The organism is Gemmatimonadales bacterium, from assembly GCA_030697825.1.
Taxonomy (GTDB): Bacteria; Gemmatimonadota; Gemmatimonadetes; order Gemmatimonadales; family JACORV01; genus JACORV01.
This window is the reverse complement of the sequence record JAUYOW010000049.1, coordinates 12976-32156: the sequence shown is the minus strand read 5'-3', so window position 1 is coordinate 32156 and position 19181 is coordinate 12976. Positions and strand designations below refer to the sequence as shown.

Genomic DNA, 19181 nt, shown 5'->3' with positions numbered 1-19181 from the left:
GTTGGACCGCTACATCACCATGCCGCCGTCGACGACGAAGACCTGGCCCGTAATGTACGATGCCCCCTCGGACGCGAGGAAGAGCACGAGGGGCGCGAGGTCGCCCGGCGTGCCGAGCCGCCCCAGCGGGATCTGTGACGCCAGTGCCTCCCGCTGCTCGGCGTTGAGGGCCGCCGTCATGTCGGTGTCGATGAAGCCGGGCGCGATGACGTTGACCAGAACGTTCCGCGACGCCAGCTCCTTGGCTACCGACTTGCTCAGTCCCAGCAGCCCCGCCTTGGACGCCGCGTAGTTGGCTTGACCCTTGTTCCCGATCAGGCCCACCACGCTGGAGACGTTGATGACCCGGCCGTTACGCCGCTTCATCATCCCCCGGCTGACTGCCCGCATCGTGTGGAAGGCGCCCTTGAGGTTCGCGTCCACCACCGTGTCCCAGTCGGCGTCCGAGATGCGCACCAGGAGGTTGTCCTTGGTGACGCCGGCGTTGTTGACCAGGACGTCGATCGGGCCCAGGTCTTTCTCGATGGCCTCGACGGCGGCGTTGACCTGCGCCTCGTCCGCCACGTCGCAGGCGTAGCCCTTCGCCCCTCCGCCCATCTCGGCCGCGGCTGCCTCGGCCCGCGAGAGGTCCCGGCCCACGATCGCGACCTTGGCCCCGGCGCCCGCCAGAGCGGCCGCCAGTGCCCGGCCGATGCCCCGGCCGCCGCCCGTCACCATCGCGACCTTGCCGTCGAGCCGCACGCTCACGCCGCCTCCAGGAACGCCCGCACTTCCGCCGCGGTACCCAGGTTCACGGTCTCCGCCCCGCTCACGATCCGCTTGGCCAGGCCGGTCAGCACGTTCCCCGGACCGATCTCGACGAACCGCGGCGCGCCGCCGGCGGCCGCCGCCAGCACCCGGACGCACTCGACCCACCGCACCGGCGCGGTGAGCTGCTCGGACAGGAGCCGCCTCGCCAGATCCACGTTCATCACCGGCTCAGCGCTCGCCGTGGAGACGACGGGGAACGACGGCCGCGCCATCGGTGCGCGCGCCAGCTCGGCTTCGAGACCCGTCGCCGCGGGAGCCATCAGCGGCGAGTGGAACGCTCCGCTCACCTTGAGCAGCACCACGCGCTTCGCACCGGCGGCCTTGAGCAGCTCGCTCGCCCGGGCCACCGCGATAGGGTCACCGGAGATGACGGTCTGGTCCGGGGCGTTGAGGTTGGCGGCCACGACCACGCCGTTGGTCGCGCTCGCTTCACGGCAAGCAGCCGCGACCTTCTCCGTCTCGAGCCCGAGCACCGCGGCCATCGCCCCCGCCCGCGCGGTCCCCGCCTGGTGCATCAACTCACCGCGCCGGCGCACCAGCCGCGCGCCATCCGCCACCCCCAGGGTTCCCGCGGCCACATAGGCGCTGTACTCGCCGAGGGAGTGCCCGGCGGCCGCCGCAACGGACGGCCCGAGCCGGGGACTCACGACCGCCCACACCGCGGCCGAATGAGCCAGGATCGCCGGCTGTGCGACGGCGGTCCGCGTCAGCTGGGCCTCCGGCCCTCCCCACATCACGTCCGACAGCCGAAAGCCGAGAGCATCGTCGATGGCTTCGAAGGTCTGCCGAGCCTCGGGGAACGCCTCAGCCAGGTCCTTCCCCATGCCGACCCGCTGAGCGCCCTGTCCGGGACACAGCAGGGCGACGTTCACCACCGGAGAACGAGCGATCCCCAAGTGAACCCGGCGCCGAAAGTGACCAGCAGCACGACCATCCCGGGCTCGAGCCGGCCGCACGTGCGGGCCTCGGAGAGCGCGTTCGGGATGGACGCGGAGCTGGTGTTGCCGTATCGGTCCACGTTGACGTAGACGCGCTCCTTCGGGATGTGCGCGTGCTCGGCAGTGGCCTCGATGATGCGGATGTTGGCCTGGTGCGGGACCAGGAGGTCTACGTCGTCGCCGGTCAGCCCGGCGCGCTCCAGTGCCTTGCCGGCCGCGTCCGCCATCGAACGCACCGCGTTCTTGAAGACTTCCCGGCCCGCCATCTTGATGAAGTAGCTGTGGTCCTTGATCATCTCCTCGCTGGGAGGGTGGATCGTGCCGCCGCCCGGGCGCCACAGCAGCTCCGCGAGGGTGCCGTCGGTCCTGAGATAGTTCGAGAGGATTCCGCGGTCTCCGGTAGCCTTGGTCAGCACCGCCGCGCCCGCCCCGTCCCCGAAGAGCACGGCCGTCGAGCGGTCCGTGTAGTCGGTGATAGCGCTCAGCTTTTCGGCGCCGAGGACGAGCACGCGCTCGCCCGTGCCCGCGGCGATCATCGCCTCGCCGACCACCAAGCCGTAGACCCAACCCGAACACGCAGCCGAGATGTCGAAAGCGGTGGCGTTCTTCGCGCCGAGCAGCGCCTGGAGGTCGCACGCCACCGACGGCAGCAGGCGGTCCGGCGTCGCGGTGGCAAGGATAATGGTGTCGATGTCTTCCGGCCCCAGGCCCGCTTCCGTCATCGCCTGGAGGCTGGCGTCGCGCGCCATGAGCGCCGTGGTCTGGTCGGGTTCCGCGATGTGCCGTTCCCGGATGCCGGTCCGCTCGCGGATCCACGTGTCCGACGTGTCCAGCATCTTCTCGAAGTCGGCGTTGGTCAGGACCCGCTCCGGGCTGTACGTGCCCAGGCCAGCGAACGCGGCGATGGGCCGTTTCACCTCGCCAGGCTCCCCGCGGAGAACTCGCTCGTCATGTGCTGGACCAGGTGGTGCCGGGCGGCCTCCACGCCGACCTTTACCGCGGCCTTGAACGCCGCGGGAGACGAGCGCCCGTGGCAGATGATCGAAACGCCCTTGACGCCCAACAGCGGGGCGCCCCCGTACTGGGCGTAGTCGAGCGAGTGCCATATCCGCTTCATCGCGTCGCCGCCCGCGACCTCGGCGCCCAAATCCCTGATCACCAGCTGGTGGAAGAGCTTGGCTACCGACTCGTAGAACTTGAGCAGCACGTTGCCCACGAACCCGTCGCACACCACCACGTCGAATTCGCCCTTCTCGCACTTGCCGAGAAGGATGTCGTCTCCCTCGATGTTCCCGACGAACCTGAGTCCGCTCTCTGTAAGCAGGCGGTGCGCCTCCTTCGTGGCGACGTTTCCCTTCTCTTCCTCTTCGCCGATGTTCAGCAGACCCACGGCCGGATCGGCCTTCCCCATCACGTCGCGCGCGTAGAGCACACCCAGGTGGGCGAAGCCGACCAGCTCCTGCGGGGAGCAATCCACGTTGGCGCCGCCGTCCAGGACCAGGACGATCCTGTCGGAGGTCGGGAACGGTGTCCCGATGGCGGGGCGCTCGAAGCCGGGATAAAGCTTGAGAATGAGGGTGGATGCCGCCATCACGGCGCCGGTGTTTCCAGCGCTGATGAAGGCATCCGACTTCCCCTCTTTCTGGAGGGAAAGACCTAACGCTATAGAGGACTTGCGCTTGCTGCGCACGGCCTGAAGTGGCTTCTCCGCCATCCCGATCACTTCAGGGGCGTCCACCACCTCTATCCGGGAGTGGTCGACGTGCTGCTTGGTCAGTTCGGCCTCTATCGCTTCGGGCCGGCCGACCAGTTGGATCACGAAGTCGCCGGGGACCTCACAAAGCGCCAGCGCGGCGCCGGAAACCGGCGCTGCGGGGGCGTGGTCCCCGCCCATCGCGTCGATAGCGACCCGGATCACGCCAGTCAGTCCTCGATCTCCAGCCTTTTCTCGCCGTTGTAGAAGCCGCAGTTCCCGCAAACGTAGTGGGGGCGGCGCGCCTCGCCGCACTTCGGGCAGGGCGACAGGGTGGGCGCCTTGGCCTTGTAGTGCGTTCGGCGCATGCGCTTCTTCGATTTGGAGGTCCGTCTCTTGGGAACAGCCATGATCGCCTCAGTGGTTCTTTCGTTCGGGTTTTGTCAGCGCGTGCAATGCGTCCCACCGCGGATCACCCGCGGGCGCGCAGCCACACGGACCGTCGTTCAGGTTGGCGCCGCATTTCGGACACAGCCCGCGGCAATCGGGCCGGCACTCCACAAAGTGCGGGAGCGTCAGAATCAACTCCTCCCGCACCACTTCCGTCAAATCCAGCGTCTTGGCCCGGGCCGGGATGACGTAGCACCCGTCGTCCTCGGCGGCCTCGTCCTCGGGGACAAAAACGATGGCCAGGGACGCCTCCAGGGGCACGTCCACCGGATTCAGACAACGACGGCATGGGGCGCGCACGGCCGTCTCCAGCCTGGCGCGCCAGTAATACTTCCCTTCTCCGGCAGCGCTCAGCCTCCCCTTCACCAGAACCGGGGCGACCAGGGCGATGTCCGGCCCAACTTCGGCCAGCACGGGGTCATCATCGGCAAGCCGACCGACGGTTTCCGCCGCACCGACCCGCACGTCAGCGAGGTCGACGCGCAACATAGCCGGTGAAGCTAACCCGTTGGCATTAAGACTGCTAGGTGTTGATCAGCGCGGCCTCGGCGAAGAAAAAACCGACCTCCCACCTGGCGTTATCCTCGCTGTCGGAGGCGTGGATCGCGTTCCGCTCCTTCGATTCGGCTAAGAGGGCCCGAACGGTGCCGGGGGCCGCCTCTTTCGGGTCGGTCGCGCCGATGACCTCCCGCAGCTTGAGCACTGCGTCATCCCGTTCGAGCGCGAGGGGCATGCAGGGGCCCGACGTCATGAAGGTCACCAGGGGCCGGAAGAACGGGCGGTCCCGATGGACGGCGTAGAACGCCTCGGCCTGGGCGGTGGTGAGCTGGATGAAGGTGGCCGCGCGGATCGCGAAGCCCGACTGTTCGAGGTGCGCCAGTACCTTGCCGGCCTTGCCGGCGGCCACGGCGTCCGGTTTGATGATCGCCAGAGTCAGCATTCAAGCTCCCAGCAATTTGCGAACGATGTCACCCCGGGTGAGGAAGCCCACCAGGGCCCCGTCGCGGGTGACGGGAAAACGGTCCAACTCCTTCGACAGCATGAGCGCCGCGACGTCGGCGATCGTCTGGTCCTCCGCGAGGCACATCACGGTTCGCTCCATCACGTCTCGAACCGGAACGTCGCCCGGCTCGACGACACCCGCAGCCGCGCCCTTCGCGCGCCGCTTCACGGCGCGCATCTGGCCGGTGCTCAGTTGGCTCACGGTCTGCGGCAGCAGATAGCGCATCAAGTGCTGGTCGGTGAGCATGCCCACCACCTCGCCGCCCGGGCCGGTCACCGGGACCGCGCTCACGCCTCGTCGCAACAGCACCTGGGCCGCATCGCGCAGCTTCATGTCCGGCGTCACGTGGGTGACGCCGGCCGTCATGACGTCGCGCACGGCGACGTCGCTCGGCACCAACGCACCGCCCAGACCCGGGAGGGCAAGGACCTCTGCCGGGCCGGTCGCGCGGTGCAGCCCGTCGAGCACTTCGTCCGACGAGAGGACCCGGGCGACGGCGGCCATCGCCCGAAGGTACGCGGACGACTCCGCCGTCGGCGCTACGATCAGCACGATCACGCGCGCGCACCGGTTGGGGTCGTCGCCCAGGCAGAGCGGCGTGGCGGACACGCCGAGCGCGAGCGCCAGCGAGCGCGCCGCGTCGGTGCGGAAGTGGGGGAGGAACGCCCTCCCGCCCACCGACACGATGTCCTCCGGCCACTCGCTCTTCAGCAGCTCCTTGAGCCGCGCCTCGTCGGCGACGGCGCCGGAACGTACCAGCGTCTGCGCGAGCTGGGTCGTCGCGTCGCGGACGTTGCGTGCCTTGAGGGGCACGATCAGCCGATTCGCATCCAGCAGCTCGCCGAGGTTCACAGGCGCTCGTTCAGCAACGGCACCACGTCGGCGGGCCGCTTCATCACGGAGATCCCCGCGCGCTCGAAGGACGTCATCTTCTCGGCCGCGGTGCCTGAGGAACCGGAGATGATCGCGCCGGCATGGCCCATCCGGCGCCCCGGCGGAGCCGTCTGCCCGGCGATGAAGCCCACTACGGGCTTGGTCATCTTCGCCTTGACGAAGTCGGCGGCCAGCTGCTCGTCGGTGCCGCCGATCTCTCCGATCATCACGACCGCCGTCGTGGCCGGATCGGCCTGGAAGGCCTCGAGGCAGTCGATGAAGTTGGTGCCGATGATCGGGTCGCCGCCGATGCCGATGCAGGTGGTCTGGCCGAGGCCCGCGCGCGTCAACTGGTAGACCACCTCGTAGGTGAGCGTACCCGAGCGCGACACGACGCCGATCGGGCCGGGCGCGCAGATCTGCCCGGGGATGATGCCTACCTTCGCGACGCCCGGCGTGATGAGGCCGGGACAGTTCGGGCCGATGAGCCGCGCGCCCCGCTCCTTCACGTACGGGTACACGCGCGTCATGTCGAGGACCGGGACGCCCTCGCTGATGCATACCACGAGCCCGATCCCGGCGTCGGCCGCCTCGAAGACCGCGTCGGCGGCGAACTTCGCGGGCACGTAGATCACGGAGGTGTTGGCGCCCGTTTCGGTTACCGCTTCCGCGACCGTGTTGAAGATCGGGACCGTGCCCTCGAACCGCTGCCCGCCCTTGCCCGGTGTCACGCCGGCCACCACCCGCGTGCCGTAGGCGATCATCTGCTTGGTGTGGAAGGAACCGTCGCGGCCGGTGATGCCCTGCACCACCAGGCGGGTCTTCTCGTTGACGAACACGCTCACGCGGCCGCCGCTCCCTTCGCGAGCGCCACGGCCTGCTTCACCGCTTCGTCCATGTCGGTCAGCGCCTTCATGCCGGCGCCGTTCAGGATCGCGATCGCTTCCTTCTCGTTGGTGCCCGTCAGGCGTATCACGATGGGGCGGTCAACCTTGAACTGCTTCGTAGCCGTGACGATGCCGTTGGCCACGTCGTCGCAGCGGGTGATCCCGCCGAAGATGTTGAAGAGGATGGCCTTCACGTGGCGGTCGGCGGTGATGATGCGGAGCGCGCTCACGACCTTCTCGGGGTTGGAAGACCCGCCGATGTCGAGGAAGTTAGCGGGCTCTCCACCGTAGTACTTCACCAGGTCCATGGTGGCCATCGCGAGTCCGGCGCCGTTGACCACACAGCCTACATCGCCGTCGAGCTTGATGTAGGTGAGGCTGGCCTCGCGCGCCTGGACCTCCGACGGCTCTTCGGCGGTCGAGTCGCGCAGCGCGGAGATCTCGGGCCGCCGGTCCAGTTCGTTGTCGTCCACGGCGATCTTGGCGTCCAGCGCCACGATTTCGCCACCGGGCGTCTTCACCAGCGGGTTGATCTCCGCGAGGGAGGCGCCGGCGTCCACGAAGGCGCGGTAGAGCTTCCCCAGGATGTCGGCCGCCTGTCTCGCCATGCCGACGTCGCCGTACAGGCGGAACGCCAGGCCCAGCGCCTGGTGCGGAAGGAGTCCGTAACGGGCGTCCACGCGACAGCGGAAGATTTTCTCCGGGGTGGTGGCTGCCACTTCCTCGATGTCGATCCCGCCCGCGGGGCTAACCATGAACACCGGCGACTGCGAGGCACGGTCCACTATCACGCCCACGTACGCCTCGCTGGCGATCTCGGCGGCCGGGGCGATCAACACCCGGTGGACCGTCAGGCCCTTGATCGTCATGCCGAGGATCTTCGCCGCGACCTGTTCCGCCTCTTCCGGCGATGAAGCGAGCTTGACGCCCCCCGCCTTGCCTCGCCCTCCAGCGTGGACCTGCGCCTTGACCACGACCCGGCCGGCGCCGAGCCGTTCGGCGACCTGCCTGGCTTCCCTTGCTGTCGTCGCGACTCCGTCCGGCGGTACCGGGATCCCCGCCCGCCTCAACAGCTCGCGCGCCTGATACTCGTGCAAGTTCATCGGCCCTCGGCCATGATCGTTGTCCCCGCTTCGCCACGCATCGCCGCGGGACCGGCGCCCAGCTCCGCGATCACCGCCCGCCCGCCCCCGCCTCGCACGAACGCGAGCGCGGCCTCCACCTTCGGCCCCATGCTGCCTTCACCGAACACTCCGGACGCCAGCATCGCCTCGGCTTCACCGATCGTCATGCGCCGGACCGGGCGGGCGCGATCGGTGCCGAAGTCGCGGTACACGGCGTCCACGTTGGTGAGGATGAGCAGGAACTCGGCCCCCAGCCCGCGGGCCAGGATCGCCGCCGTGCGATCCTTGTCCACCACAGCGTCCACCCCTTCCCACCCGAGCGAAGCGTCGCGGTAGACCGGCGGGCCGCCGCCCCCCGCGGCGATCACGATCGTCCCCGCCTCCATCAGGCGCCGCACCACCTCGCTCTCCACCACGCCGATCGGCACCGGACTCGACGTCAGCCGGCGCCACCCTTCGCCGCCGCCGGACCCCACCGGGACACCGCGTCGCTTCAGCTCCGCGAGCCTTTCGGGCGGTAGCGGGTGCCCGATGGGCTTCGTCGCCTTGCGGAGCAGCGGGTCGTCCGCCTCCACGACCGTCTGGGTGATCACAGTGACGACGTCGCGGTCGATGCCGGCCCGGTCGAGCGCGTTCCGGAGCGACTGCTGGATCATGTAGCCGATCCAACCGGCGGTCTCAGCCACCAGCACTCCCAGCGGCAATGGCTCGACGTCGCCGGCCGCGATCTCGTTGCGCGCGAGCGAGTCGCCGACCTGCGGGCCGTTGCCGTGCACCACGGCGATGCGCCAGCCGTCCCGCGCCAGTGTCACCACCGGCGCCAGGCTCTCGCGGGTGTGGCGGAACTGGGTGGCGATGGTCGGCCGCTCGCCGGCTGGCGCCAGGGCATTGCCGCCGAGGGCGATCACGACCGTTCGCTCCGTCATGGGCTGGTCCGGCGGCGCAAAGTAGGGCCGCACCCCATGGCGTTCAAGGCCGCTCCCCGACGCCCACCCCGAGCGCACGGCGAAGGACCGCATATGCCCGCGCGAACTCAGCCCAATCGGCGCGCCGGACCGCGGAATCCAGCGACAGGAATGCGGCGCGTGCCACCGCCAGCGAGATCCCGGCGCCGAAATCTCCGCCGCCCGTTTCGCCGCGCTCCAGCGCCCGCGCCGCCGAGGCGGCGTCCGATCCGACGCCGACGCGGCCGCCCACGGCCAAGGCGACGGCGCGTACGCTCAGAGGTTTGGCGGTGCGGTGCGTCGAGCCGTAGATCACCTGCTGGTAAGCTATGGTTCCTGCCGCCGGTACCGGGAAGACCGGTCCCCGGCGCACCGCGCCTTCGGGGCCGGAGGCCGCGGCTGATGCCGCCAGGACCGCCGGCGCCGAGGACAGGCGGCTCGCGGCGGCCGAAGGCGTGGGGAACCCTTCGGGCAAGCGCAGCAGCTCCAGCCGGAGCGAACCGTCCTCCCCGCCGGTCGCCGCGACGATCGCGGCGAGCCGGTTGCCGGCGGCGTCGGTGAGCGGCAGGAGATACCACAGCCGGCGCTCGGCCTCACCGAGAGCCAGCAGCGCGACCGCCGGCCGGAGCAGTGCCGCGTCGCCGGCGGACGCCACGCCGCTGTCTCGTGCGGCGAGAGCCCAGCGGCGCTCGCCGCGGGCGCTGTCGTCACCCCGACGCGCCAGCATCGCGGCCTGCGCTCCGAACAACCCGAGAGGGTAGTCCAGGCGCCGGCGCAGGTCGGCGCTCATGCTATCGCTCGGGAGCGCCTCCGTGCCCTCGCCGCGAGCCACTTCGGCGGCGAAGGCGAGCCCGGTCCCGCGCAGGTAGAGGCGAGTGGAGCCGGTCACGGCGTCCACAGTCACTACGTACGGGGCGGTCAGGAAATTGACGTTGTCACCGTGCCAGCGGACGTACTCGCCGAGCGGGAACCGGGAAGACGCTAGATATCCGTCCACGATCCACACGAGCCTTCCCCCCACCAGGGCGGCCCGCGGTGCGTCGAACGCCGCAAAAGGATAGAGCCGGGCGAGACGCGAGGGCACATCGCGCCAGAAGATCACTCGATCGGCGGCGCTGGTGTGGTCGTCGAGCAAGGGCGGCGCTTGCAACGCCCAAGCGAAGAGGAGTCGCCGCACGAAGGTTCCCAGCAGAAGGCCGGGCGGCGGCTCGAGAACCGTCCCCTCGTCGGGGCCGACGACGCCCAGCTCGGCCGCGCGCGGCAGGAAGCGGATGCGGCCCGGGGCGCGCGCCACGGGCACCGCTCCCGACGCCGTGTCCAGGGGATCCAGCGACGCAAGGTTTCGGGAACCGCCCCCACCGGCGTTCAACGCTATCGGCTCCCCGCCCCATGCCAGGGCGCCGCGGTGGAGCGCCGCCCAGCGCGGCCTCGGCGTGAGCCGCGCGGCGCGGAGCGGGTCGGTCTGAGGGACGGCCAGCGCGGCAAGCCACTCTGCGCCCGACGCCCCAGCAAGCCGCCCCACGCTCACGGTCCACGCCTGCACCCGCGCCGTGTCCGCCGGTGCGGAGGCAGAGACCAGCGCCTCCAGTATCCCCGGCTCTCCGCTCCACGGCGAGACGCCCTCCAGCTCGGCGGCGAGGCGGCCGGCGCTCTCGGGCGTCAGCTCGGGCGTCGCCGGGAGTGCCTTTCCGCGCACCTCCAGCAACCCGAACCCGACCCGTGAGTAACCGTCCGCGTAGCTGGCAAGCGCCTGCGCGACCCCTGGTCCACCCGGCGCGCCCCACCCTTCGGCGAGGAACGGCACGACGAAACGACCCAGGAGCGAGGCCGCGACGAGCGTAGCCCACAGGCCGATCAGGACGCCGGGGCGCATCCATCGCAGGGCCGACACCGTGCCCGCCGCGACGATCAGCGCGATGATGGCAAGCGACGTGGACGCGGGGATCCGGATGGCGCGGTCCACGGCCGAAAGCGCCCCCTGCACGGAACCGCCCCCGCCGACGAGTTGGTAGGCGTCGAGATGGAACGCCCAGGCCACCACGAGCGCGGTGACGGTCATGAGCAGGATCACGTGAGTGCGCGCGTGCGGGGTGATCCGCAGCCGGCGCTGCGCGACCGACAGGTTGCCGGTGAGCGCGTAGAGTCCCACCGTGAGTGCGCTCGCCAGCAGCACCGAGATCGCCGCCAGCATGTTCAGGGTCTCGAGCAGCGGGAGCCGGGCGAGATAGAACGACGCGTCGCGCTGGAGTACGGGCTCGGTGAACCCTAGCGGGACCGCGTGGCGGTAGAGTGCGACGAGGTGATCAACGTCGGAGAAGCTGTAGGCGGTGGCGACGCCGAGGAGGAGCGCGACGCCGAGCGCGACCAGACGGAGGAGGTGACGCGGCACTTGCTCGGCGATCTCGAGGTTACCTACGCGGCGCGGGAGGTGGACCGACCCGATCGAGCGATACACGCCGAGGGTGTGCGCCGCGTACCACCCCGTCGCCGCGAGGACGACGCCGAGCTGCCATCCTGCCGCCCGAAGCAGCAGCACCCAGAATTGACGGGCGAGGCCTAGGTCGGAATACCAGGCATGCTCGGTGTACCGGAGCGCCACCCACCGGCCCCCGAACAGCGTGACGAGGACGGCGACGACGAGGAGTCCCGCGACACGGCGCCGGCTCATTGGCCCGGGACGCTCACCCCCTCCGCCGCGAGTACGTCGAGTGCCTCCCGGCGAATGCGGCCCAGCCCCTCGGCGGTTCGGGCCTCGAAGCGGAGGACGAGTATGGGTTGGGTGTTCGAGGCCCTGATCAGTCCCCATCCGTCTTCGGCGCGCCACCGCACGCCGTCTATGGTGATCGTCGGGTAGCGGGCGGAGAAATGGCGTGCCGCCGCCGCCACCGCCTTCACCTTCCGGTCCTCCGCGCAGTCCACCCTGATCTCCGGGGTGGACACGTAGCGAGGCAGGTCGGCCAGGAGCCCCGACATCGGACCTTGCCGCTCGGCGACGATCTTGAGGAGCCGCGCCGCGGCATACAGAGCGTCGTCGAAGCCGAGGTAGTCCGGCGGGCCGAAGAACATGTGGCCGCTCATCTCGCCGGCCAGCGGAGCGCCCGACTCCTTCATCTTGGTCTTGATGTACGAATGACCCGTCATCCACATGACCGGCCGCGCGCCGGCTTGCTCCAGCGCCATCGGGAGCAGGTCGGAGCACTTCACGTCGAAGATGACCTCGCGGCCCGGTCCGAGGCGGCGGGTCATGTCCCGGCCGTAGATCACCAGGAGTTGGTCGCCGAAGAGCACATCCGCCCTCTCGTCCACAGCGCCGATGCGGTCGCCGTCGCCGTCGAAGGCGATCCCCAACTCGGCGCGCTCGCGCTTCACCGTGGCGCGCAGGTCCTCGAGGTTGTGCAGGACGGTCGGATCGGGGTGGTGGTTCGGGAAGCTGCCGTCCGACTCGCAGAAGAGCTCGATAACGTCGGCCCCCAGCGCCCTCAGCAACTCCGGCGCCGCCACGGAGGCGGTGCCGTTGCCGCAGTCCACGACGGCGCGCACCCGGCGCGGCAATTTGCCGACTCGGCGCACGACCTCGTCACGATAGGCGTCGAGAACCTCGTGGCTCAGGACGGCGCCACTTCCCGCCGTAAAGCGCTCCGCCTCGATGCGCGCTCGCAGCCCCTGGATGTCATCGCCGGCGAACGGCAGGCCATCGAGCACCATCTTGAAACCGTTGAACTCCGGCGGGTTGTGCGAGCCGGTGACCTGAACGCCTCCGTCGGCACGCAGGTGGTGGATGGCGAAGTACAACGTGGGAGTGGGGACGAGACCGACCGAGAGCACCTTTGCTCCGGTGGCGATCAGTCCCTCGGTGAGCGCGCCGACCAGTGCTTCGCCGCTCGGACGGTTGTCTCGCCCCACGGCAAGCGTGGGGATGCGACCAAGACGCTGGCGAGACTCGGAGCCCACGGCCAGTCCGATGGCGCGGGCAACGTCGGGCGTGAGATCCACTCCGACGGTGCCGCGGATGTCGTACTGGCGGAAGATGACCGGATCGACTCGCATGGGCCGGTAACGGAGACCGCGAGCGGTCCCCGAGGCTCGCTAGTGGGTGGCCATGGGCGAGGCGACGACCGCGGCGCTCGCCGGCAGGAAGGCGTGCGAGCCGTCGCGCGCCGCCTTCAACACCTCGTTGGGCCACACGCCGAACAGGAGCAGGGCCGCCACGACGGCCACGAGCATCCCGCGCACCAGGCCCGGGAGCTTCACCTCAGCGTGCGCCTGCTCGTGGAGCCGGGGCTTCATGTACATGGCCATGATGACCGGGAGATAATAGCCCGCCGAGACCACGCTCGTCAGGACCAGGACCGCGGCCAGCACCGCATACCCGCTCCCCGTAGCGGACGTCAGGATGTACCACTTGCCGATGAACCCGGCCGTACCCGGGAAACCCAGCAGTGAGAGCATGCACACGGCCATGACGAACGCGAGCCACGGGTCGGATTCGGCCAGGCCGGCGAGGTCGTCGGTCGTGACGTCACGCTCGCCTCCCCGGCCCTTGGCGATGAGCACGGCGAAGGCACCCACCGTCATGAGCGTGTAGAACAAGAGGTAGAAGAGGAACGCCGCCGCCCCGGCGAGCGATCCGCTGACCAGCGCGGTCAGCAGGTAACCCGCGTGGGCGACGCTCGAGTAGGCCAGCATGCGCTTCAGGTTGCGTTGCGCCAACGCGACGAGGTTCCCGACCGCCATCGTCACCGCGGCCAGCCACCAGATGACGACGTCCCAGCTCGGGTGCATGCTCGAGAACCCCATCAGCAGCAGCCGCACGAAGGCGCCGAACGCCGCGGCTTTCACCGCCGCGGCCATGAAGGCCGTGACCGGCGAAGGAGCGCCGTCGTATACGTCGGGCGCCCACATATGGAAAGGCACGGCAGCGACCTTGAAGGCGAAGCCGATGAAGAGGAGCCCGAGGCCGGCCACGAGCATCGGGTGCTTCGCGACCCCGAGGCTGCTCACCTGCATGCCCATCACCGCGAGCTTGGTCGTGCCGGTCGCCCCGTAGACCAGCGCGATTCCGTACAGGAAGAACGCGGAGGCGAACGCCCCGAGCAGAAAGTACTTCAGCGCCGCCTCGGCGCCGACGGCACTCCTCCGGTTGATCCCGGCGAGCACGTACACCGAGACCGACATCAGCTCGAGTCCGAGGAAGATCACGAAGAGGTCCGCCCCGCCGGCCAGGAGCATCATCCCGACCGTGGCGAAGAGGACGAGGATGTGGTACTCGGGGACCTGGATCCCCTCACGGTCGAGGTACCCGATCGAGAGGAGGATCGTCAGCGCCGCGCCCAGCAGGACGATGAGGTCCACCGCCCACCGGAACGCGTCCACCGCCATCGAGGTCGTCAGGCCCTCGGCGTGCACGCCCTTCGCCCACAGCCACGCGACGACCACCGATGTGAGCGTCAGGCCTGCCACGCTGAGCCAGCCCAGCTGGCGCTGCGCGCCCGGCTCGCGGTGACGCCACGCGGCGACCAGCAGCAGCAGCATCGCCCAGCCACTCAGGATGATCTCGGGCAACAGCCCGACGGCGAGGCCGCGTCCGGTATCTAGATCGAGCGGCATGTTATCGGCGCTCCCTGTCGGCGACCCGCACGTCGCCGGCCGGTCCCTGCACCGACTCGATGAAGTTCCGCGCCGACGGCTCCATCCTGCGCAGCATCGGCCCCGGCGAAAGGCCGAGCCAGAAGATCATGGCCAGCAGCGGGACCAGGATCGCGTACTCGCGCGGCGTGAGGTCCGTCAGCGACTCGTTCTCCTTCTTGTCCAGTGGGCCGTAGAGCATGCGCAGCAGCGCCCACAGCAGGTAAGCGGCAGCGAGGATCACGGCCGTGGTGGCGATCCCGGCGGCCACCGGGTGGGTCTTGAACGAGCCGAGCAGCACCAGGAACTCGCCGACGAAGCCGTTGGTCCCGGGGAGCCCTATGGACGACAGGCTGACGATGGTGAGCACGGCCGCGAACGCCGGCACCACCCGCGCGATCCCGCCGAAGTCGCCGATCATCCGGCTGTGCCGCCGCTCGTAGATCATGCCCACCAGGAAGAACAGCGCCCCGGTCGAGATACCGTGGCTTATCATGACCATCAGAGCGCCCTGGACGCTCTCCACGGTGAGTGCCCAGATGCCCAGTACGACGAACCCCATATGGCTCACCGACGAGTACGCGATCAGCTTCTTGAAGTCGGGTTGCACCATCGCGACGAGGGCCCCGTATACGATGCCGATCACAGCCAGCGTGATGACGACGGCGCTCACCGTCGGGTCGAAGGCGACTCGCGGGAAGAACGGCAGCGCGAAGCGGATGAAGCCGTAGGTGCCCATCTTCAGGAGGATGCCCGCCAGGATGACCGAACCCGCCGTCGGCGCCTCGACGTGCGCGTCGGGGAGCCAGGTGTGGAACGGCACCATCGGCACCTTGATGGCGAACGCGAGGAAGAACGCCGCGAAGAGCCAGAACTGCGCGCCGATGGGCACCGAGGCGTGCTGGAGGATCCGGTCGTACGCGAAGGAGGGTGGCCCGCCGGCGGTTCGGTAGGCGTTGTAGTACAGGTAGAGGATGGCGACCAGCATGAGCAGCGAGCCGAGCATCGTGTACACGAAGAACTTGATGCTCGCGTAGAGCCGGCCCCTGCCGCCCCAGACCCCGATGATGAAGTACATCGGGATCAGCATCACCTCCCAGAACACGTAGAAGAGGAACAGGTCGGTCGCGACGAACACCCCAATCATGCCGGAGGTGAGCACTAGCATGAGGCTGTAGAACGACCGCTCCCGCGTCGTGATGCCGCTCCAGCTCCCCAGCACCGCGAGCGGCATGAGGAAGGTCGTGAGCAGAACCATCGCGAGCGAGATGCCGTCGATCGCCACCCGGTAGGCGATGCCCCACGCCGGGATCCACGGCGCCGTGGCGGTGAGCTGGAACGCCCCGCCGGAAGGATCGTACGCCCACCAGAGGCCCAGCGAGACCACCAACTCGACCAGCGTCACAAACAGCGCCACGCGCTTCGCCAGGCGGGTGGGCAACCCCGGGATGATGAGTGCGCCGGCCATCGGGATGAGGAGGAGCGCCGTGATCGCCCAGCGCGCGTAGCCGACGTTGGTGAGGAATGCCTGCATGCCAGCTACCGGGCCATCGCGCCGAGTACCGCCAGCGCGCCGAGGACGAAGAAGAGGACGTACGAACTCACCTGGCCGGTCTGCAGGCGGCTGCCAAGCCAGCCCAGCGCGCGCGCCACGGCCGCGGAACCGTTGACGCCGGCCCCGTCGATCGCGCCGGCGTCGACTCCCTTCCAAAGGACCACCCGCGACAGCCATACGACGGGCCGCACGACGACGGCGTCGTACAGCTCGTCCACGCGGTACTTCTCGAGCAGGAGCCGCTCGAATCCCCGCTCCGGCGGCGCCTGGTCGGCCGGCACGAGCCGCTCCGGCCGCAGCCGCGTCCGGGCGAGCTGGATGCCCGCGACCGCGAGGACCACCGCGATCGCCATCAGCACTAGCTCCAGGCCGAGGGACGGCACGGCCTCCCCCAGGAACTGCGCGGCGCGACCGGTCACCGGCTCGAGCCAGTGGTGCAACGATCCCACGTGCGGCAGGTTGACCGCGCCGCCCAGGACGGTGAGCGCGGCGAGCACCACCAGCGGGACGGTCATCACCTTCGGCGATTCCTTGAGGTGCGGCTGCTCGGCCTCACCGGTGCGGTTCGGGCCGTAAAAGGTGTAGAGCATGAGCCGGGTCATGTAGAAGGCCGTGAGCAGCGCCGCGACCGCGCCCACCACCCACACCAGGTACCAGAAAGGATGCTCCGACCCGCGGGCGAACGCGGAGGCCAGGATCTCGTCCTTCGAGAAGAACCCCGCCAGCGGCGGGATCCCCGCGATGGCCAGGGTCGCGATCCCCATCGTCTTGAACGTGATCGGGAGGGCGTGCCGCAGGCCGCCCATGTTCCGCATGTCCTGCGGATCGGCGTGGCGATCGGTCTGGTGGTACGCGTGGTGCAGCGCGTGGATCACGCTCCCCGAGCCCAGGAAGAGCAGCGCCTTGAAAAAGGCGTGCGTCACCAGGTGGAAGATGCCGGCGCTGTAGGCGCCGACGCCGACCCCGACGAACATGTAGCCCAGCTGCGAGACGGTGCTGTAGGCGAGCACCTTCTTGATGTCCCACTGCTTGAGGCCGATCGTGGCCGCGAAGAGCGCCGTGACCGCGCCGACGCCGGCCACCACCGCGCCCGCCGTCGGCGCCATCGCGAACAGGATGCCGGCCCGCGCCACCAGGAAGACGCCCGCCGTCACCATCGTCGCGGCGTGGATCAGCGCGGAGACCGGAGTGGGGCCGGCCATCGCGTCGGGCAGCCAGGTGTAGAGCGGGATCTGCGCCGACTTCCCGGCGCAACCCAGGAAGAGGAGCAGGGCGATCGCAGTGACCGTCGGCCCCGCCGCGGTGAGCCGCTCGGGCGCGAGCGCGTTCACCGCGACGAAGTCCAGCGTGCCGAGGTGCCGGTACAGCAGGAACATCGCGACCAGGAAGCCGGAGTCGCCGATGCGGTTCACCACGAAGGCCTTCAGCCCGGCCGCGGCCTTTTGCCGGTCCGTGAACCAGAAGCCGATCAGCAGGTAGGAGCAGAGACCCACGCCCTCCCATCCGATGAAGAGCACCGGGAAGCTCGCGCCCAGCACCAGCACCAGCATGAACGCGATGAAGAGGTTGAGGTACGCGAAGTAGCGTGCGTACCCCGGGTCATCGTGCATGTACCCGACGCTGAAGACGTGGATCAGCGCGCCCACCCCCGTGACCACCAGCATCATCACGACCGACAGCTGGTCCACCTGGAGCGCGGCGCGCACTTCCAGGTCTCCGGCGGCCATCCAGGTCCAGAAGCTCCGGACGTACGGTTCCTCCGGGTGCTTGCCCAGCACCGCGAGGAAGACCAGCACCGCCACCACGAAAGCGGCCGCGACCGACCCGACGCCCACGATGCTGACGACGCGCTGGTCATTCGGGCGCGCGAACGCGAGGGCGCCGTTCACCAGGAAGCCCAGGAACGGCAGGAGGATCGCCAGGCCGACGTAGTCGGCCGCGGTGCCGGTGAGTGGGTTCACCCGCGCAGCAAGTTCATGTTCTGGAGGTCGAGGGTGTCGCGATGGCGGTAGAGAGCGATGATGATCGCGAGCCCAACGGCGGCCTCTGCGGCGGCGACCGTCATGACGAAGAACACGAACACCTGGCCGTCGAGCCCCAGCTGTTGCGACAGAGCGACGAAGGTGAGGTTCACCGCATTGAGCATCAGCTCGATGCACATGAAGATCACGATCGCGTTGCGCCGAAGCAGGACGCCGACGACACCGAGGGAGAAGAGGATCGCCGAGACGGCGAGTGACGGCCCGAGCACGGTCAGAGCTTCCGTTTCGCGAGGACCACGGCGCCGACCATCGCCGCGAGGAGCATCAACGAGGTGATCTCGAACGGGACGAGGTAGGCCTCGAAGAGCGGCTTCGCCACCGCCGTCACCGCGCCTTGCTCCTCGACCATCCGCGACACCGTCCCCGCCGGCAGGACGAGCTCGCCCGGCGGCACCGCCAGCCGGAAGGCCAGCAGCTCGCCGGCCAGAACCAGCCCCGCCACGCCGGCGACCACCCGGCGGCCCGCGCCCGCCATGTCGCTCGGCCCCGCGCGCCCCAGGTTGAGCAGCATGATGACGAACAGGAACAGCACCATGATGGCGCCGGCGTACACCAGCACCTGGACGGCCGCTATGAAGTGCGCGTCAAGCAGGACGTAGAGCACCGCGAGCTGGTACAGGGTCGAAACCAGCCACAGCGCGCTCGCCACCGGGCTCTTGCGCGTGATGCACAGCACCGCCGAAGCGATGGCGATCGCGGCGCTGGCGTAGAACACGACTTCACGCATCCGCTACTGGCCCTTGGGGTCGCCGGGGTCCCACAGCGACGACACTTCGTGCTTCTGGTTCATCAGCCGTTCCAGGTCGTACACGAAGCCGTCCCGGCTGTACTCGGCGTTCTCGTAGTGGACGCCGACGTGGATGGCCTCCTCAGGGCATACTTCCTGGCAGTAGCCGCAGAACACGCACCGGAACTCGTCGATCTCGTAGACCAGCGGGTAGCGGTTGCCGTGCTCGTCCTCGCCCGGGATGAGCTTGATGCAGTTGGCCGGGCAGACCTGCGGGCAGAGCCCGCACGCTGTGCACTTGGCCTTCCCGTTCTCGTCCACCGCCATGCGGTGCGTGCCGCGCCATCGTTTCGAGATCGTCCACTCGGCGTCGGACGTCTCCTCCGGATACTGCATCGTCCAGCTTTTCTGGAAGATGTGCTTGAAGGTGAGCGACATCCCCTTGAGCGTGGCGCGCACGTACGAGGTGTCGCCCGCGGGCCGCTTCACCGTCTTCACGCCGATGGCCAT

At 69.3% G+C, this 19181-nt stretch carries 19 protein-coding genes; all 19 read right to left on the bottom strand.

Features of this window, described 5'->3' with window-relative positions:
- Window positions 1-9: 9 nt before the first annotated feature.
- From fabG to Q8Q85_02050, 19 genes are read right to left on the bottom strand one after another with little or no spacing between them, the layout of a single operon-like run.
- The gene (gene fabG, locus Q8Q85_02140; protein ID MDP3773046.1) at window positions 10-747 is read right to left on the bottom strand and encodes a 3-oxoacyl-[acyl-carrier-protein] reductase; all 738 of its coding nucleotides are present in this window, start codon (window positions 745-747) and stop codon (window positions 10-12) included.
- Window positions 744-1682: an ACP S-malonyltransferase gene (gene fabD, locus Q8Q85_02135; GenBank protein MDP3773045.1), complete on the bottom strand. Its 939-nt coding sequence runs from the start codon at window positions 1680-1682 to the stop codon at window positions 744-746. The genes fabG and fabD overlap by 4 nt, the downstream gene beginning before the upstream one ends.
- Window positions 1679-2665: a beta-ketoacyl-ACP synthase III gene (locus Q8Q85_02130; protein MDP3773044.1), complete on the bottom strand. Its 987-nt coding sequence runs from the start codon at window positions 2663-2665 to the stop codon at window positions 1679-1681. Before Q8Q85_02130 ends, fabD begins: the two co-directional genes overlap by 4 nt.
- Window positions 2662-3666 carry a phosphate acyltransferase PlsX gene (gene plsX, locus Q8Q85_02125; GenBank protein ID MDP3773043.1) on the bottom strand — a complete coding sequence of 335 codons (1005 nt, stop codon included), beginning with the start codon at window positions 3664-3666 and terminating at the stop codon, window positions 2662-2664. Before plsX ends, Q8Q85_02130 begins: the two co-directional genes overlap by 4 nt.
- Before the next feature lie 5 nt (window positions 3667-3671).
- Window positions 3672-3851: a 50S ribosomal protein L32 gene (gene rpmF, locus Q8Q85_02120; protein MDP3773042.1), complete on the bottom strand. Its 180-nt coding sequence runs from the start codon at window positions 3849-3851 to the stop codon at window positions 3672-3674.
- A gap of 7 nt (window positions 3852-3858) precedes the next feature.
- Window positions 3859-4380 carry a DUF177 domain-containing protein gene (locus Q8Q85_02115; protein MDP3773041.1) on the bottom strand — a complete coding sequence of 174 codons (522 nt, stop codon included), beginning with the start codon at window positions 4378-4380 and terminating at the stop codon, window positions 3859-3861.
- A gap of 34 nt (window positions 4381-4414) precedes the next feature.
- Window positions 4415-4831: a nucleoside-diphosphate kinase gene (gene ndk / locus Q8Q85_02110; protein MDP3773040.1), complete on the bottom strand. Its 417-nt coding sequence runs from the start codon at window positions 4829-4831 to the stop codon at window positions 4415-4417.
- Entirely contained in the window at window positions 4832-5746 is a 915-nt protein-coding gene (locus tag Q8Q85_02105) for a CBS domain-containing protein (GenBank protein ID MDP3773039.1), read from the bottom strand. It lies immediately after the preceding gene.
- The gene (gene sucD, locus Q8Q85_02100; protein ID MDP3773038.1) at window positions 5743-6612 is read right to left on the bottom strand and encodes a succinate--CoA ligase subunit alpha; all 870 of its coding nucleotides are present in this window, start codon (window positions 6610-6612) and stop codon (window positions 5743-5745) included. Before sucD ends, Q8Q85_02105 begins: the two co-directional genes overlap by 4 nt.
- On the bottom strand, window positions 6609-7757 hold the full coding sequence (gene sucC / locus Q8Q85_02095) for an ADP-forming succinate--CoA ligase subunit beta (protein ID MDP3773037.1): 1149 nt from the start codon (window positions 7755-7757) through the stop codon (window positions 6609-6611). Before sucC ends, sucD begins: the two co-directional genes overlap by 4 nt.
- The gene (locus Q8Q85_02090) at window positions 7754-8704 is read right to left on the bottom strand and encodes a carbamate kinase (protein ID MDP3773036.1); all 951 of its coding nucleotides are present in this window, start codon (window positions 8702-8704) and stop codon (window positions 7754-7756) included. The genes sucC and Q8Q85_02090 overlap by 4 nt, the downstream gene beginning before the upstream one ends.
- Window positions 8705-8747: 43 nt before the next feature.
- Window positions 8748-11390, bottom strand: coding sequence for a UPF0182 family protein (locus tag Q8Q85_02085; GenBank protein MDP3773035.1), 2643 nt, complete (start codon window positions 11388-11390; stop codon window positions 8748-8750).
- Window positions 11387-12769, bottom strand: a complete 1383-nt coding sequence (locus tag Q8Q85_02080; protein MDP3773034.1) for a phosphomannomutase/phosphoglucomutase — start codon at window positions 12767-12769, stop codon at window positions 11387-11389. Before Q8Q85_02080 ends, Q8Q85_02085 begins: the two co-directional genes overlap by 4 nt.
- A 39-nt stretch (window positions 12770-12808) precedes the next feature.
- Window positions 12809-14329: an NADH-quinone oxidoreductase subunit N gene (locus tag Q8Q85_02075; GenBank protein ID MDP3773033.1), complete on the bottom strand. Its 1521-nt coding sequence runs from the start codon at window positions 14327-14329 to the stop codon at window positions 12809-12811.
- A gap of 1 nt (window position 14330) precedes the next feature.
- On the bottom strand, window positions 14331-15881 hold the full coding sequence (locus Q8Q85_02070) for an NADH-quinone oxidoreductase subunit M (GenBank protein ID MDP3773032.1): 1551 nt from the start codon (window positions 15879-15881) through the stop codon (window positions 14331-14333).
- A gap of 5 nt (window positions 15882-15886) precedes the next feature.
- A complete protein-coding gene (gene nuoL, locus Q8Q85_02065; GenBank protein ID MDP3773031.1) occupies window positions 15887-17863 on the bottom strand; it encodes an NADH-quinone oxidoreductase subunit L in 1977 nt (658 codons plus the stop codon).
- Window positions 17860-18153: an NADH-quinone oxidoreductase subunit NuoK gene (gene nuoK, locus Q8Q85_02060; protein MDP3773030.1), complete on the bottom strand. Its 294-nt coding sequence runs from the start codon at window positions 18151-18153 to the stop codon at window positions 17860-17862. Before nuoK ends, nuoL begins: the two co-directional genes overlap by 4 nt.
- Before the next feature lie 2 nt (window positions 18154-18155).
- Entirely contained in the window at window positions 18156-18671 is a 516-nt protein-coding gene (locus Q8Q85_02055; protein ID MDP3773029.1) for an NADH-quinone oxidoreductase subunit J, read from the bottom strand.
- Window positions 18672-18674: 3 nt separating this feature from the next.
- Complete coding sequence (locus tag Q8Q85_02050) at window positions 18675-19181, bottom strand: NADH-quinone oxidoreductase subunit I (protein MDP3773028.1); 507 nt, start codon at window positions 19179-19181, stop codon at window positions 18675-18677.

What these genes read in the sequence shown, in the direction of transcription:
- Q8Q85_02050 (MDP3773028.1), bottom strand. Translation starts at nt 19,181, where the DNA reads ATGGCCATCGGCGTGAAGACGGTGAAGCGGCCCGCGGGCGACACCTCG.
- Q8Q85_02075 (MDP3773033.1), bottom strand. Translation starts at nt 14,329, where the DNA reads ATGCCGCTCGATCTAGATACCGGACGCGGCCTCGCCGTCGGGCTGTTG.
- Q8Q85_02070 (MDP3773032.1), bottom strand. Translation starts at nt 15,881, where the DNA reads ATGCAGGCATTCCTCACCAACGTCGGCTACGCGCGCTGGGCGATCACG.
- Q8Q85_02080 (MDP3773034.1), bottom strand. Translation starts at nt 12,769, where the DNA reads ATGCGAGTCGATCCGGTCATCTTCCGCCAGTACGACATCCGCGGCACC.
- Q8Q85_02090 (MDP3773036.1), bottom strand. Translation starts at nt 8,704, where the DNA reads ATGACGGAGCGAACGGTCGTGATCGCCCTCGGCGGCAATGCCCTGGCG.
- ndk (MDP3773040.1), bottom strand. Translation starts at nt 4,831, where the DNA reads ATGCTGACTCTGGCGATCATCAAACCGGACGCCGTGGCCGCCGGCAAG.
- Q8Q85_02055 (MDP3773029.1), bottom strand. Translation starts at nt 18,671, where the DNA reads ATGCGTGAAGTCGTGTTCTACGCCAGCGCCGCGATCGCCATCGCTTCG.
- Q8Q85_02115 (MDP3773041.1), bottom strand. Translation starts at nt 4,380, where the DNA reads ATGTTGCGCGTCGACCTCGCTGACGTGCGGGTCGGTGCGGCGGAAACC.
- Q8Q85_02085 (MDP3773035.1), bottom strand. Translation starts at nt 11,390, where the DNA reads ATGAGCCGGCGCCGTGTCGCGGGACTCCTCGTCGTCGCCGTCCTCGTC.
- sucC (MDP3773037.1), bottom strand. Translation starts at nt 7,757, where the DNA reads ATGAACTTGCACGAGTATCAGGCGCGCGAGCTGTTGAGGCGGGCGGGG.
- rpmF (MDP3773042.1), bottom strand. Translation starts at nt 3,851, where the DNA reads ATGGCTGTTCCCAAGAGACGGACCTCCAAATCGAAGAAGCGCATGCGC.